The following is an 11,998-nucleotide window of genomic DNA, read 5'->3' on the forward strand; positions in this document are numbered from 1 at the left end:
GATACACGGCGACCTCCACCTTGCACTCCTCCAACTCGCCTGCAGCATCATCTGCTTGAGACGACTCAGAACCTCATTCTGAAACGATCAGTTAGAGCTCTCCGCCGAAGACGGTCAGTGCCGGTCCTTCCAGCCTTTCGTGTGCGCCGAGTTTACGGTCCGCCGACCAGGAGGAGCCGTCGTAGGTGGCGTGCCACAGCTGGTTGTCGTTGCCGCCTCCGAGCGGCACCGCCTGAAGAAGGCGGCCCGGGGCCACAAGACCGCGTACTGCGTCCGGATGCGCGCCAGGTGGTGCTGCACGCGGCGCACTCGCGGTCCAACGCGCGGATCGCCCGGGAGACAGGCCTGCATCTGGATGCCGTACGCCGCTGGCGGAGCCGCTTCACCGATGGCGAGTTGCCCGCCCTGCCCGACCGCAAACGTTCGGGGCGCCCGGCCCGTGAGGTTGAACCTCGGGAGTGGACACCGGGTTTCATGCGACGAGTGTCAGCGTATGCGATGAGATCAGTTGCTGTTCGAATTCGATCGGTGTGAGGTAGCCGAGGGCGGAATGACAGCGGCGCCGGTTGTAGTAGGACAGCCAGCGAAACAGCTCCAGCCGCGTCTGTGCCTTCGAGATCCAGCGCCGTCCGTGCAGCAACTCCCGCTTCAGAGGACGTTAAGTCCGTTTCTGGTAGCGGCCTCGTCCGGGGGAATAGGCCCTCGTCCGCGGCAAAGAGTCCTCCGGCGCCGACGAGCGAGATCAAGCACGCCCACATCTGACGGCCTGTGTCCGTCCTCTCCGTGCCGCAACTTGCAGAACCGAGGTCGCGAAGTGCGGCAGCACAGCATCGTCCAAGTCGCTGGGCGGCGCGCAGTCTCGGCTCGCCGTAGAACGCAGTGCATGCCGGGTGGCGGTGCGAACTACCGGGCCCATGTGGGGTGTTGGTGCGCTGCCGCTAGCGCGGGAGGTCGAGCCAGCGGTTGTACAGTGTGTTGACGAGTTCGCCCGCCTGCTCCTGGGTGATGAGGCCCTGTGTCACATGTGCGTACACGGTGTTGGCGATCTCCCTGACTCTCTCCTCGGTGAGGGTTCCCTGGGTCCATGCGGCGTTGAAGGCATCGGTCATGGACATCCGGATGGCTTCCAGGTGGTTCCCTGCGCTGAGCTGATCTGCAAGAGAGCTGGACCAGCCCCTGGCCACGGTGCCGCTGCCGGTCGAGGTGATCCCGCCGCCTCCCACTCCGCCGCGTACCCCCGCGCGGTGTGTGGGGATGTCGACCCGATAGGTGGGGGCGGTCCTGTACATGTTGCCCATCCCCGCTCCGCGGTAGGCGGCCCCGGGAAGCATGTGTTCGTTCTCGTAGGCGCCTCCGGTGCGTACTCGCCCTGCCTCGTTGTAAGGGGCCACAGTGGAGGTGGCCAGACCGGCGGAGAAGAGTCCGTGGTGATCGGTGCTGCGTCCGCAGTCCGCTCCGTCCACACAGGTGTCGTCGGCACAGTAGTAGCAGCGCTGGATGGCCGTGCCGGCGGATGAGCTCCCGGCCGGCTCAGGCGATGTGCGGGCCTCGCTGCTGGGCTGGTGTGCGGGCGACATCGCCCGCGTCGCATTCGCCACGGCTTCTCGTTCGAACCGGTCGGAGGGGTCGGAGACCTTCAGTCCCGAGCCGTTGTCAGTGCCGGCGACGGGCCCTTGTCGCTGCTGGATGACGTGGGTGAGCTCATGAGCCAGGGTGTGCTTGTCCGTACCGCCGTCGCCGATGACGATGTGGCTGCCGGAGGTGTAGGCGTGGGCGCCCACTTCGGAGGCCGAGGCGCGGGCGGCGCTGTCGGTGTGGATACGTACGTCGGAGAAGTCGGCGCCCAGACGAGCCTCCATGTCACTGCGGGTGGCGTCGTCGAGGGGGCGGCCGGGGGTGCGCAGTACGGCATGGACGGCCGAGCGCTGCACGGCGGCCTGTGCGGACTGCCGGTGACCACAGCCTGGGCCGTGCTGGTGCCGGGCCTCCTCCACCATCCGCGTCACTGCGGCGTTGCCCGCGGTGCGCTGGAGAGTGAGGAGCGCCTGTGGTGACATGCCGCCGGCGGCGAAGGCAGGCGGCGTGGAGGGGCGGGCCGGCGGTTGTCTGGGCTTGTCGCCATGCCGAGCAGGGACTGTTTCACGGACGCGCATCTGGGGCCTTCCGAGTGCGGTGGACTCAACCGCTTCTGGATACCGGCAGATTGGATGGTGGGGCCAGGTACTCGGGGGCAGTATCGACTGACCAGGCAGGCAACGAGCCGTGTGTGGCTTCAGGAGTGTTGTCTGACTCCACTCGGGAGCTTGGGTTCCGGATGCGGTTGCAACACCTGATCCTCAGGGGTGTTGGGACGGCCAAGCCGCGCCGAACATCAAAGAAGCCCGGCAGGACCTTTGGATCGGGCGGGGCAGACGCTTGGCACTTGACCTGAACTGGGCGCTACGTGGCAGTAGGCCGTATTCGCACTAGGGGGTGTCTTCAGTCCTGATCATGCGGCGGAGCGGATGCAGTCCCGCCGGAGGCGTTCCGTCAGTTCGTCGGGGCGCCGAGCAGGGTGCGCCGTCACATCCGCCAGAAAATAGTAGCCATGGACATAGTAGCCATGTACTCTATTTGTCATGAGCAAGGTTTCACCGGGCCCCACGCCCGGCTTCCTGGTATGGCGGCTCGCCAACAAGTGGCGCGTCGCGGTCGATCGCGCGATGGCTCCGCTGGGCCTCACCCACGCGCAGTACTCGCTGGTTGCGTCGCTGTACGGCATGCAGCGTGCCGGTGAGCGGCCCAGTCAGCGCCGGCTCGCCGACCGCACCGGCCTGGAGGCGCTGTACGTCTCGAAGCTGGCACGCGCCCTGGAGTCGGCCGGCCTGGTCGAGCGCACCCGCGATCCCCGTGACCCACGCGCCGTGCAACTCGCCCTCACCGAGCAGGGCCAGGCCGTCACGCGGCAGGCCATCGCGGTGGTCCAGGAACTGCTCCAGCAGTTGCTGGAGCCGCTCGGCGGCCTTGACGCCCCGCGGACGCGCACGTTCACCGACGAGCTGACGACCCTGCTCGACGCACCTCTCACTCCCTCCGAACCGAACAACGAGAGCACTCAGGGGACAACACCATGACCACCACCGCACCCGCCGCCAACGCCCGCGCCCTCGGCCTGGCCCACTACGCCGCACGCAGCGTCCTGGAACACGTCCTGGCCCAGCACGGCATCACCTTCCAGCAGCAGGTCGCCCTGCGCGCCGCCCTCACCGCCGACGCCCCGCAGACGCCGGACGATCTCGTCACCCAGGTCCAGGTCTCCCTCAAGGCCGATCCGACCGACATCCGCGCCACTCTCGACGAACTGCTCGCCAAGCAGCTGCTCATCACGGACGGCGCGCACCTTCGCCCCACGGACACCGGGCGTGAGCTGATCGCCGCCGTCGGCGCGGAGACCGCCCCCGTCACCGCCCGCATCTGGGGCGGGATACCCGCCGAGGACCTGGCCGCCGCCAGCCGCGTCCTCACCCTGGTCACCGAGCGCGCCAACGCGGAGCTCGCGGCGCTGACCACCTGACCGCCCCACCAAGCCGGTTGGGGCCCATCCTGAGCCGTGATCATGTTGCGGGGCGGAGGCTGCGCATCCAGAGCACTGCTCCGCGCAGGTGGAGGCCGGCGAGGTAGCTCTCGGGCGTCTTGTCGTAGCGGGTCGCGAGGCCACGCCACGCCTTGATCTTGTTGATGCAGCGTTCGACGCTGTTGCGATCTTTGTAGAGCTCGGTGCCGTGGGAGACGGGCCGTCCGCCTCGGCGACTCTTCTTCTTGCGGTTCGCGGCCTGGTCGGCTTTCTCCGGGATGACCGCCTTGATGTTGCGTCTCCGCAGGTGAGCACGGTTGGCACGGGAGGAGTACGCCTTGTCTCCGGCCACCGCGTCAGGCCGGGTGCGCGGGCGGCCGACCGGGCCACGGACCTTGATCTTGTCCAGCACGGGGACGAACCGGGGGCTGTCGGCGCCCCCCGGTCAGGACGAAGGCGAGCGGGCGGCAGCGCGGATCGGAGGCGAGGTGGACCTTGGCGGTCAGGCCACCGCGCGAGCGTCCGAGCAGGGCGGCCTTCAGCCGGGCCCGGCGGCGGCGCCGAATGCGCCGTCGCTCCTCCCGGGCCGCGCCCGGCGCGTCGTGGTCGCATGCAACCTGCGGCTTTTGTTGCTTTCTGCGGCCCCCTTTGACGCTTCGCCAGCTTCTTCGAGGGACGATAGGCCCTCCTCGCTCACCCGCATGCCGGCGGCGTCTTGGTGAGCACGGGCGACCGTGGAGTCCACGCTGACCAGAGACAGGTCCACCTGCCCGCGCCGGGCCGCTTCGGTGATCATTGCGTCCATCAGGGCCTGGAAGACGCCCGCGTCGCGCCACTGGAGGAAGCGGTTGTAGACGGTCTGCCAGACCCCGAACTCCGACGGCATCTCCCGCCACTGGCTGCCCGAGCGGAACTTCCAGATCACGCCCTCGAACTGCTCCCGCAGATGCTCCGGACACGGGCCGAACCTGCCTACCGGCAGCAACGGACCGATCAACTCCCACTCGTCGTCCGCCAGTTCAGTACGCGCCGTACCCGTCTTCTACCAGCCCCCAAACGATCATCGGGAGGGGCGTCTCACACCTTGATCACGACTCAGGGCAGGCCCTAGGCAGCAGTTCGTTCAGTAGGCGCCGGATACGCCGCTCGATTTCGTCCCGGATCGGGCGGACCGCCTCGATGCCCTGTCCGGCGGGGTCGGTCAACTGCCAGTCGAGGTAACGCTTTCCGGGGAAGACTGGGCAGGTGTCGCCGCAGCCCATCGTGATCACGACGTCGGATGCCTGCACGGCCTCGACGGTGAGCACCTTGGGGACCTCGGCCGAGACGTCGATGCCTACCTCGGCCATCGCGGCGACGACGGAGGGGTTCACCGTGTCTGCGGGGGTGGATCCGGCGGACCGCGCCTGTACGCGGTCGCCCGCAAGGTGCGTGAGGAACGCGGCGGCCATCTGGGAGCGGCCGGCGTTGTGGACGCAGACGAACAGCACGGAGGGCAGGGCGGTGTCAGACATGGGCGGGGTCTTCCTCGGTCACGGGCGCGGGGGCGGTGAAGAAGCGGCGGGCGTACAGCGCGACGTAGACGAGGCCGATCAGCGCCGGCACCTCGATGAGCGGGCCGACCACGCCGGCGAGGGCCTGTCCGGATGTGACGCTAAACGTGGCGATGGCTACCGCAATGGCTAGCTCGAAGTTGTTGCCCGCGGCGGTGAACGCGAGCGTCGTCGTACGCGGGTAGTCAAGGCCCACGACGCGGCCGACCGCCATCGATCCGGCCCACATGATCGCGAAGTACACGAGCAGCGGCAGCGCGATGCGGACGACGTCGAGCGGCTGCGAGGTGATCGCGTCGCCTTGCAGCGCGAACAGGACAATGATCGTGAACAGCAGCCCGTACAGGGCGAACGGCCCGATCCGCGGGATCAGCTTCGCCTCGTACCAGGCGCGGCCCTTGGCCTTCTCGCCGATCCGGCGCGTGAGGTAGCCGGCGACGAGCGGGATTCCGAGGAAGATCAGCACGCTCCGGGCGATGTCCCGCACGGACACGTCGAGGCCGGCCTGCTCAAGACCGAGCCACCCGGGCAGCACGGACAGGTAGAACCAGCCGAGGGCCGAGAACGCGATCACCTGGAACACCGAGTTCAGCGCCACCAGGACGGCGGCGGCCTCGCGGTCACCACAGGCCAAGTCGTTCCAGATGATCACCATGGCGATACAACGCGCCAACCCGACGATGATCAGGCCCGTGCGGTACTCGGGAAGGTCGGGCAGGAACAGCCACGCCAACGCGAACATGAGGGCCGGTCCGACGATCCAGTTCAGCAGCAGCGAGGGCAGCAGCAGGCGGCGGTCGCGGGTGACGGTGTCGAGGCGGTCGTAACGCACCTTGGCGAGGACCGGGTACATCATCACGAGCAGGCCGAGGGCGATCGGCAGCGATACCCCGGTGACGGTGACCTTGGCGAGTGCGTCCCCCAGGCCGGGCACGACGCGCCCGAGGCCGAGTCCGACCGCCATTGCGGCGAGAATCCACACGGCGAGATAGCGGTCGAGGAACGACAGGCGGCCGACGGCCGCCTGCTCGGGTTCGGCGCTCACGAGGTCGCCTCGGCGGGCGCGGGCAGGGGCTCGCCGGCGGGGCGGGTCAGGATGCCGGCGAGGCGGTCGGTCATCTCGGGCAGCAGCCGGTAGTAGACCCACGTACCGCGTCGCTCGCAGTCGATGAGACCGGCCTGTCGAAGCAGCTTGAGGTGATGCGAGATCGTCGGCTGCGACAGGTCAAAGGCGGGGGTCAGGTCGCAGACGCAGACCTCGCCGCCGGCGCGCGAGGCGATCATCGAGAGCAGGCGCAGGCGCACCGGGTCGCCCAGCGCCTTGAACACCTTCGCCAGTTCTGCGGCCTGCCCCTCGTCGAGGGGAGCGGTCAGCAGCCCGGGGCGGCAGGCGCCGGTCTCGTCGGTCTGGCCGAGCACCACAAGCTCTTGTTTCGACATACTTCTATGTTGACGTTCTTCGATCCAAGATGCAACCTTGAATCGACAAACATAAAATCAAGCAGATCGGAGTCACCGCCATGTCCCGTGCACAGCTCGCCCTGCGCGTCAGCGACCTTGAAGCGTCGGTCACCTTCTACTCGAAGCTGTTCGGCACCGAACCGGCCAAGCGGCGCAAGGGCTACGCCAACTTCGCCATCACCGAGCCGCCGCTCAAGCTCATCCTGATCGAGGGCGAGCCCGGACAGGAAACCCGCCTCGACCACCTCGGTGTAGAGGTCGAGTCCACGGACCAGGTGACGGCCGCAACCGGCCGGCTCAAGGACGCCGGCCTCGCCACGTTCGAGGAGAACGACACCTCGTGTTGCTACGCCCTACAGGACAAGGTCTGGGTGCACGGCCCCGGCAAGGAGCCGTGGGAGGTCTACGTCGTCAAGGCCGACACCGACACCCTCGGCAAGAGCGCCGTCCTTCACGACAACACGTGCCGTGAGCCGAAGTCCGGCGAGTGTGCCAGCGTTTCGGCGGGTTGCGCTTGTGACAGTTGATGCCATCGGTCCATGACGTCGCGGAACCATGCGTGATGTAAAGGGCCAGCTCGGAGCTCTCCTGAACAGCTCGGCGGTCGGCAAAGACCACGACCTCATCGAGTTCCTGCGCCAGGCCGGGATCGACCAGACGGACGCCGAAGCCATGGTCGACGGCAACTCCCCCGAGATCGCATGGCAGGAAGCACCCGCACACCACTACGAGCCGGCGTAGAGCTCCCCGCCCGGGAACCGCAGCAGCTGACGCAACTCGGCAAACGTATGCGGTCACATCACCTAGGCGGGCGTGAAGTCGGTGGACAGGGCCAGGTCGCGCCACTGATCGAGTTCCTTGGCGACGGAGGCGAGCTTGCCCTCGACCAAGCCCACGCAGTCGCTGCCCAGTTGCAGCCGCAGGGGCGGTTCGGCGGTGCTGACCAGCTCCAGGAGGGCGGCCACCGCCCTGACCGGATCCCCAGGCTGGCGCCCGTCGTTGGCGCGGATCGCGGACTGGAGTGCCCCGACCGTGTCGGCATATGCGGAAATCTCTACGCCCGCCTGACGCCTGCTGCCCGGACTGAGGAAATCGGTGCGGAAGGAGCCGGGCTCCACCACCGTGGCGTGGACACCCAGTGGCGCCAGCTCGCCATGCAGCGCTTCGGTGACGGCCTCGACCGCGAACTTGGAAGCCCCGTAGAGCCCCCTGCCGGGGCCGGCAGCGAACCCGGCGCTCGATGCGATGTTGATGATGTGTCCCGCCGCTTGCTGCCGCAGCGTGGGGAGCGCGGCCCGGGTGACATTGAGCAGGCCGAAGACGTTGGTGTCGAACAGATCGCGCGCCTCGGCGTCGGAGATCTCCTCGACGGCGCCGAACAGCCCGTAACCGGCGTTGTTCACCAGCACGTCGATCCGGCCGAATTCCTGGACCGCCGCCGCCACCGCGGCAGCGGCCTGCTCCTGATCGGTGACATCGAGTCGAAGGGCCAGCAGCCCGCCGCCCGGAACGGCCTCCACGACCGCGTGCGGATCACGCGCTGTCGCGACGACCTGGTCCCCCTGGGCGAGCGCCGCCCCGGCCAACTGCTTGCCGAAGCCGCGTGATGCACCGGTGATGAACCAGACAGACATGACTGCTCCCAACTCACGGCATCCGAGTGACGCCCATGGATAGTGAAATCCGGTCAGCGATCGCCGTGTTCGCAGCGGCTGTCTTCACACTCGATGTCCTGGCTACACGGGCGGCCGTGGTTGCTCGACGGCGCGGTGGTGCAGCTGCCCAGCAAGGACAGCGCCTGGTCCTCCCGGCTGCCCGGCTCGACGTGGTACACGACCAGGTGCTGGCCGGGGGCGCTGGGTATGGTCAGATTCTCGAAGCGCAGCGACAGCTCTCCCACGACCGGGTGGTTGAGGTGCTTGGTCTCGGCTGTCTTGGCCCGCACCTCGTGGCGGGCCCACAGGCACGCGAACTCGTCGCTTCTGACCGTCAGTTCCCCCACCAGCTCGACCAGCCGCGTGTCGTTCGGATCGGTGTTGGTTGTACGCAGCGCCGCGATGCAGCCCTCGCTGATCCTGGCCCAGTCCTGGTAGAACGTGCGGGCCTCCGGTTCGAGGAAGATCGCCCTGAGCAGGTTGGTCTCCGCGCCCAGCCAGGAGAACAACGCCTCGCCCAGCGGATTGGCCGCCAAGAGGTCCATGTATCGGCCGTAGACCAGTGCGGGGGTCTGATACCAGACGTCGAGCAGCCCGACGAGCCCGGGAGAGGCGTATTCCCGGCGGCGCGTGCGGTGACGGCTCCGCCGCGGCGCACCGGGATCGGCCAGCACGCGCAGATACGCAGCCGCTTCGTCGTCCAGCAGCAGCGCCTCGGCCAGCGCCGCGACGACCTGGCGCGAAGGATTCTCGTCCCGGCCCTGCTCAAGCCGGATGTAGTAGTCCGTACTGACTCCCGCCAGCATCGCGACCTCTTCCCGCCGCAGGCCGGGTGTACGGCGAATCCCGGCGGGTATCCCGTGGTCAGCAGGCCGCACCAGGGCCCGCCTGGCCCTCAAGAACTCGCCCAACGCGGGCACGATCCGCTCCTCAGCCACCACACACCTCCCGCCAACGGCGGATACAACCCGCGCCGCAACCTTCGGACACCCCCACGCTACGAAACAGCCCCGCGAGCTGGGTGGCCCTGCCACACCCACCCTCTTGGGCGCCAGCCCGCGCGACGGCACGTACCACCGGCCTGCGCAGTGCGGCGTGGATGCGCCGTTGGGATCCGACTGCTTGTTCAACCGTGCACCAAGGCGGGAATCACCTGTGCGGGCCCGGTCTTCCTTACCAGAGGGCGGGCCCGCGGCAGCCGCCGTGGATGTCCGGAGGCAAGGGCATGGAGCTGGCCGTCACACGCGCCCAAACCGACACCGTTCTCGATGAATTCCTGACCGCCAAGGCCGGTGCCGCAGCCGCCTGCCGCTGGCCTCCCGAAGTCACTGGCGTCCTGGCGGACTTCCTCTTCGCTGCCGGGAAACGTTCCGCCCGCTGCTGTGTGTCCTGGGCTGGCACGCCGCCGGGGGCAGGGCACCCCCGCCCCCGTCCTGGCCACCGCCGCGGCGCTGGAGATGTTCCATACGTTCGCGCTGATCCGCGACGACATCTTGGACGGATCGGACACCCGCCGGGGGCAGCCGACCGTCCATCAGGCGCTGGCCGCCAGGTATGCGGCGCGGCACGGCGCGCGTGCGGCCGGCTGGGGGCCGGGGCAGCGGTTCTGATCGGTGACCTGGCGCTGGCCTGGTCCGATGAGCTCCTGCACACCGCGGGGCTCAGCGATGCTCAGCTGGCCGACGTGCTGCCGCTGCTGGATGCGATGCGCACCGAGGTGATGTACGGCCAGTACCTCGACCTGACCGCCGCTGGGCTGCCGACCGGTGATCTGGAGCAGGCCATGGCGATCGCGCGGTACAAGACGGCGAAGTACTCGGTGGAGCGCCCCCTGCACATCGGGGCAGCCCTGGCCGGTGGCAGCGCCCGGCTGCGATCGGACTTGAGCGCGTACGCACTGCCCGTGGGTGAGGCGTTCCAGTTGCGGGACGACCTGCTGGGGACCTTCGGTGACCCGGACACCACCGGCAAACCTGCTCTGGACGACTTGCGGCAGGGCAAGCACACCGCACTGCTGGCACTGGCATGGCGGCACGCCGCCCCCGCCCAGCGGCATCAGCTGAACGCCCTCGTCAGCCACCGGGACTTGGACGAGGAAGGAGCCATGAGCATCCGCGGCATCCTGACCGCCACGGGCGCCCGCGACGCGGTCGAGCGCATGATCAGCGCACGCTTCGGTCGGGCAGAACAGGCCCTCGCCCGTGCCGTGCTCCCACCCGCCGTCGCCACGGCCCTACCCGAACTCGCCACAGCGGCAACAGCGAGGGCGGCGTGACGTCTGCCTGGCCACACTGTGAAGGAGGAACCAAGTGCCCCCAGTCGACATCGAGTTGCTTCCGGCCAACTTCCGTCCCCCGGCAGAACCGGAGATCAACCCCCTGTGGCCCACCGCGGAAGAGGCGTTCAAAGCCTTCGCCCGCCGCACAAGCGTCATCACCGAGGGAGAAGCCGCAAAGGTCCCTTCCATGCGCTACGGCTATTTCACCGCCATCTGCCTCCCGCACCTGCCGCAGGACGAACTGGACCTGCACACCCAGTGGAACTACATGTTCAGCGTCGTCGACGACGTCGCCGACGAGGCTGACAGCACACGGGCCCTGCGCCTGAGTGACGACATCGTCCATGCTCTGCGCGACCCCCAGCCGCCTGAGGACGCGGGGCCTGCTGTCGTGGCCATGCACGACCTGTGGACCCGCACAGCCCCACAGCACACCCCGCCGTGGCGTGAGCGAGCCCTTGCCAACCTCATGAACTTCCTCCACCAGTACGCGCCGCAGTCCCAGAACCGGGCACGAGACCACATTCTGAACCTGCAGGACTACATCGACCTGCGCCGTGTGAACGCTGCCGTGGACTTCGCCGCAGATCTATTGGAAGCGGCCCTGCAGATCCATCTCCCCGAGCCGGTATTCGCCACCGCCCAGTTCCGCGAGTTGCGCAACTGCTTCATCGACGCCAACACCTGGTACAACGACTACTTCAGCTTCGAACGCGAACTCGCGCATGGCGACACACACAACCTCGCCCTCGTCCTGGCCGCCGCCGATGACCTTTCCCACCGCGAAGCCCTGGCCACCGTTCTGCAGATGACCGAAAAGCGCCTGGAAACCTTCCTACGCATCGAACAGCGCCTGCCTCAACTGGTGACCTCCCTCGGGTACGGGCCCGCCGAGATCCACGAAGCCCAGCGGTTCGCCTCGGCCCTCAAGACCTACACCCACGCGCACCTGCTGTGGGCCGGAACCAGCAGCCGCTACAACGCCGCCCAGCACCGTGCCACCGACTGGACCTAGACACGTTTGCCCAACGGGTAAAGAACTACTGCCACCATGAATTTCTAAAGCGAGAGGCATGGGGCATGCTGGAATTGCCGGAGTTGTTCATGCCATTCAGGGACGAGGGAGTGAACCCAGCCGCCGATGAGGCAGAGGCCACAATGTGGGCGTGGCTGGAATCGAGTGCGTTGTTGCCCACACCAGCGGCTCGGCGCCGGGTTGAGAGGACACGCCCCGCTCTGATGTATGCGCGTTGGTGCCCGCAGGCAGCACCGGAAGTACTGGCTCTGCTCACTCAATACCTGGCGTGGGCCTTCATCGTCGACGATCAATTCGACATCCAGGCCCCCAACCCACAGCGCTGCCTGGACACAATCTCCGCGCTGGATGCCGTGTTCGACCACACTGAACCTCTTTCATCCTGAATAGCTGCAGGTGAGGAGGGTGTGAACGGCCGCGACGATCTGTCCAACGCGGTTGGTGGAGCATCTGGTCCGGCGC

16 protein-coding genes and 2 pseudogenes are annotated in these 11,998 nt (G+C 67.9%); 9 read left to right on the forward strand and 9 right to left on the reverse strand.

Annotated elements, in window-relative coordinates:
- Positions 1–91 precede the first annotated feature (91 nt).
- Positions 92–229, reverse strand: coding sequence for a hypothetical protein (locus ACIQ8J_RS35280; RefSeq protein WP_403278108.1), 138 nt, complete (start codon positions 227–229; stop codon positions 92–94).
- A 62-nt stretch (positions 230–291) separates the two neighbouring features.
- Between ACIQ8J_RS35280 and ACIQ8J_RS35285 the strand changes: the two genes are divergently transcribed.
- Positions 292–534 (forward strand): helix-turn-helix domain-containing protein, encoded by a 243-nt coding sequence (locus ACIQ8J_RS35285; RefSeq protein ID WP_403278126.1) that lies wholly within the window; start codon positions 292–294, stop codon positions 532–534.
- Here ACIQ8J_RS35285 and ACIQ8J_RS35290 read toward each other — a convergent pair.
- Positions 473–655, reverse strand: a pseudogene (locus ACIQ8J_RS35290) (IS3 family transposase); the annotation flags it as partial. The gene ACIQ8J_RS35285 and the pseudogene ACIQ8J_RS35290 overlap by 62 nt on opposite strands.
- Positions 656–938: 283 nt before the next feature.
- A complete protein-coding gene (locus ACIQ8J_RS35295; RefSeq protein ID WP_403278109.1) occupies positions 939–2,057 on the reverse strand; it encodes a DUF4157 domain-containing protein in 1,119 nt (372 codons plus the stop codon).
- A gap of 561 nt (positions 2,058–2,618) precedes the next feature.
- Between ACIQ8J_RS35295 and ACIQ8J_RS35300 the strand changes: the two genes are divergently transcribed.
- Together ACIQ8J_RS35300 and ACIQ8J_RS35305 are read left to right on the forward strand one after the other, a co-directional pair.
- Positions 2,619–3,113 carry a MarR family winged helix-turn-helix transcriptional regulator gene (locus ACIQ8J_RS35300; protein ID WP_403278111.1) on the forward strand — a complete coding sequence of 165 codons (495 nt, stop codon included), beginning with the start codon at positions 2,619–2,621 and terminating at the stop codon, positions 3,111–3,113.
- Complete coding sequence (locus tag ACIQ8J_RS35305) at positions 3,110–3,553, forward strand: MarR family transcriptional regulator (RefSeq protein WP_403278113.1); 444 nt, start codon at positions 3,110–3,112, stop codon at positions 3,551–3,553. The genes ACIQ8J_RS35300 and ACIQ8J_RS35305 overlap by 4 nt, the downstream gene beginning before the upstream one ends.
- Positions 3,554–3,593: 40 nt before the next feature.
- Here the strand turns inward: ACIQ8J_RS35305 and ACIQ8J_RS35310 are convergent.
- The 4 genes and pseudogenes from ACIQ8J_RS35310 to ACIQ8J_RS35325 form a co-directional block, all read right to left on the reverse strand.
- Positions 3,594–4,571, reverse strand: a pseudogene (locus ACIQ8J_RS35310) (IS5 family transposase).
- Between the two features lie 70 nt (positions 4,572–4,641).
- A complete protein-coding gene (locus tag ACIQ8J_RS35315) occupies positions 4,642–5,067 on the reverse strand; it encodes an arsenate reductase ArsC (protein ID WP_403278114.1) in 426 nt (141 codons plus the stop codon).
- A complete protein-coding gene (gene arsB, locus ACIQ8J_RS35320) occupies positions 5,060–6,151 on the reverse strand; it encodes an ACR3 family arsenite efflux transporter (RefSeq protein ID WP_403278115.1) in 1,092 nt (363 codons plus the stop codon). The genes ACIQ8J_RS35315 and arsB overlap by 8 nt, the downstream gene beginning before the upstream one ends.
- Complete coding sequence (locus tag ACIQ8J_RS35325; RefSeq protein ID WP_403278116.1) at positions 6,148–6,546, reverse strand: ArsR/SmtB family transcription factor; 399 nt, start codon at positions 6,544–6,546, stop codon at positions 6,148–6,150. The genes arsB and ACIQ8J_RS35325 overlap by 4 nt, the downstream gene beginning before the upstream one ends.
- Positions 6,547–6,626: 80 nt before the next feature.
- Here ACIQ8J_RS35325 and ACIQ8J_RS35330 point away from each other — a divergent pair, with 80 nt between their 5' ends.
- Both ACIQ8J_RS35330 and ACIQ8J_RS35335 read left to right on the forward strand, forming a co-directional pair.
- The gene (locus tag ACIQ8J_RS35330; RefSeq protein WP_403608135.1) at positions 6,627–7,094 is read left to right on the forward strand and encodes an ArsI/CadI family heavy metal resistance metalloenzyme; all 468 of its coding nucleotides are present in this window, start codon (positions 6,627–6,629) and stop codon (positions 7,092–7,094) included.
- Positions 7,095–7,122: 28 nt separating this feature from the next.
- Complete coding sequence (locus ACIQ8J_RS35335; protein WP_403278119.1) at positions 7,123–7,308, forward strand: hypothetical protein; 186 nt, start codon at positions 7,123–7,125, stop codon at positions 7,306–7,308.
- A gap of 62 nt (positions 7,309–7,370) precedes the next feature.
- Here the strand turns inward: ACIQ8J_RS35335 and ACIQ8J_RS35340 are convergent, their stop codons facing one another.
- Together ACIQ8J_RS35340 and ACIQ8J_RS35345 are read right to left on the reverse strand one after the other, a co-directional pair.
- Entirely contained in the window at positions 7,371–8,201 is an 831-nt protein-coding gene (locus tag ACIQ8J_RS35340) for an oxidoreductase (protein WP_403278121.1), read from the reverse strand.
- Positions 8,202–8,254: 53 nt separating this feature from the next.
- On the reverse strand, positions 8,255–9,160 hold the full coding sequence (locus ACIQ8J_RS35345; RefSeq protein WP_403278122.1) for a helix-turn-helix transcriptional regulator: 906 nt from the start codon (positions 9,158–9,160) through the stop codon (positions 8,255–8,257).
- 444 nt (positions 9,161–9,604) lie between these two features.
- Between ACIQ8J_RS35345 and ACIQ8J_RS35350 the strand changes: the two genes are divergently transcribed.
- The 4 genes from ACIQ8J_RS35350 to ACIQ8J_RS35365 all read left to right on the forward strand — a co-directional run bounded on the left by ACIQ8J_RS35350 (position 9,605) and on the right by ACIQ8J_RS35365 (position 11,922).
- Entirely contained in the window at positions 9,605–9,832 is a 228-nt protein-coding gene (locus tag ACIQ8J_RS35350; protein WP_403278123.1) for a polyprenyl synthetase family protein, read from the forward strand.
- 35 nt (positions 9,833–9,867) lie between these two features.
- A complete protein-coding gene (locus ACIQ8J_RS35355; RefSeq protein ID WP_403278127.1) occupies positions 9,868–10,497 on the forward strand; it encodes a polyprenyl synthetase family protein in 630 nt (209 codons plus the stop codon).
- A gap of 34 nt (positions 10,498–10,531) precedes the next feature.
- Positions 10,532–11,515 (forward strand): terpene synthase family protein, encoded by a 984-nt coding sequence (locus tag ACIQ8J_RS35360; RefSeq protein WP_403278124.1) that lies wholly within the window; start codon positions 10,532–10,534, stop codon positions 11,513–11,515.
- A 65-nt stretch (positions 11,516–11,580) separates the two neighbouring features.
- Positions 11,581–11,922: a hypothetical protein gene (locus ACIQ8J_RS35365; protein ID WP_403278125.1), complete on the forward strand. Its 342-nt coding sequence runs from the start codon at positions 11,581–11,583 to the stop codon at positions 11,920–11,922.
- Positions 11,923–11,998: the final 76 nt, after the last annotated feature.

The sequence above is a fragment of the Streptomyces sp. NPDC094147 genome (assembly GCF_044764265.1).
Classification (GTDB): Bacteria; Actinomycetota; Actinomycetes; order Streptomycetales; family Streptomycetaceae; genus Streptomyces.

Excerpts from the sequence above, each read along its gene's own strand:
- ACIQ8J_RS35295 (WP_403278109.1), bottom strand. The coding sequence starts at position 2,057 with ATGTCACCACAGGCGCTCCTCACTCTCCAGCGCACCGCGGGCAACGCC.
- ACIQ8J_RS35300 (WP_403278111.1), top strand. The coding sequence starts at position 2,619 with ATGAGCAAGGTTTCACCGGGCCCCACGCCCGGCTTCCTGGTATGGCGG.
- ACIQ8J_RS35305 (WP_403278113.1), top strand. The coding sequence starts at position 3,110 with ATGACCACCACCGCACCCGCCGCCAACGCCCGCGCCCTCGGCCTGGCC.
- ACIQ8J_RS35315 (WP_403278114.1), bottom strand. The coding sequence starts at position 5,067 with ATGTCTGACACCGCCCTGCCCTCCGTGCTGTTCGTCTGCGTCCACAAC.
- ACIQ8J_RS35325 (WP_403278116.1), bottom strand. The coding sequence starts at position 6,546 with ATGTCGAAACAAGAGCTTGTGGTGCTCGGCCAGACCGACGAGACCGGC.
- ACIQ8J_RS35330 (WP_403608135.1), top strand. The coding sequence starts at position 6,627 with ATGTCCCGTGCACAGCTCGCCCTGCGCGTCAGCGACCTTGAAGCGTCG.
- ACIQ8J_RS35335 (WP_403278119.1), top strand. The coding sequence starts at position 7,123 with ATGCGTGATGTAAAGGGCCAGCTCGGAGCTCTCCTGAACAGCTCGGCG.
- ACIQ8J_RS35340 (WP_403278121.1), bottom strand. The coding sequence starts at position 8,201 with ATGTCTGTCTGGTTCATCACCGGTGCATCACGCGGCTTCGGCAAGCAG.
- ACIQ8J_RS35365 (WP_403278125.1), top strand. The coding sequence starts at position 11,581 with ATGCTGGAATTGCCGGAGTTGTTCATGCCATTCAGGGACGAGGGAGTG.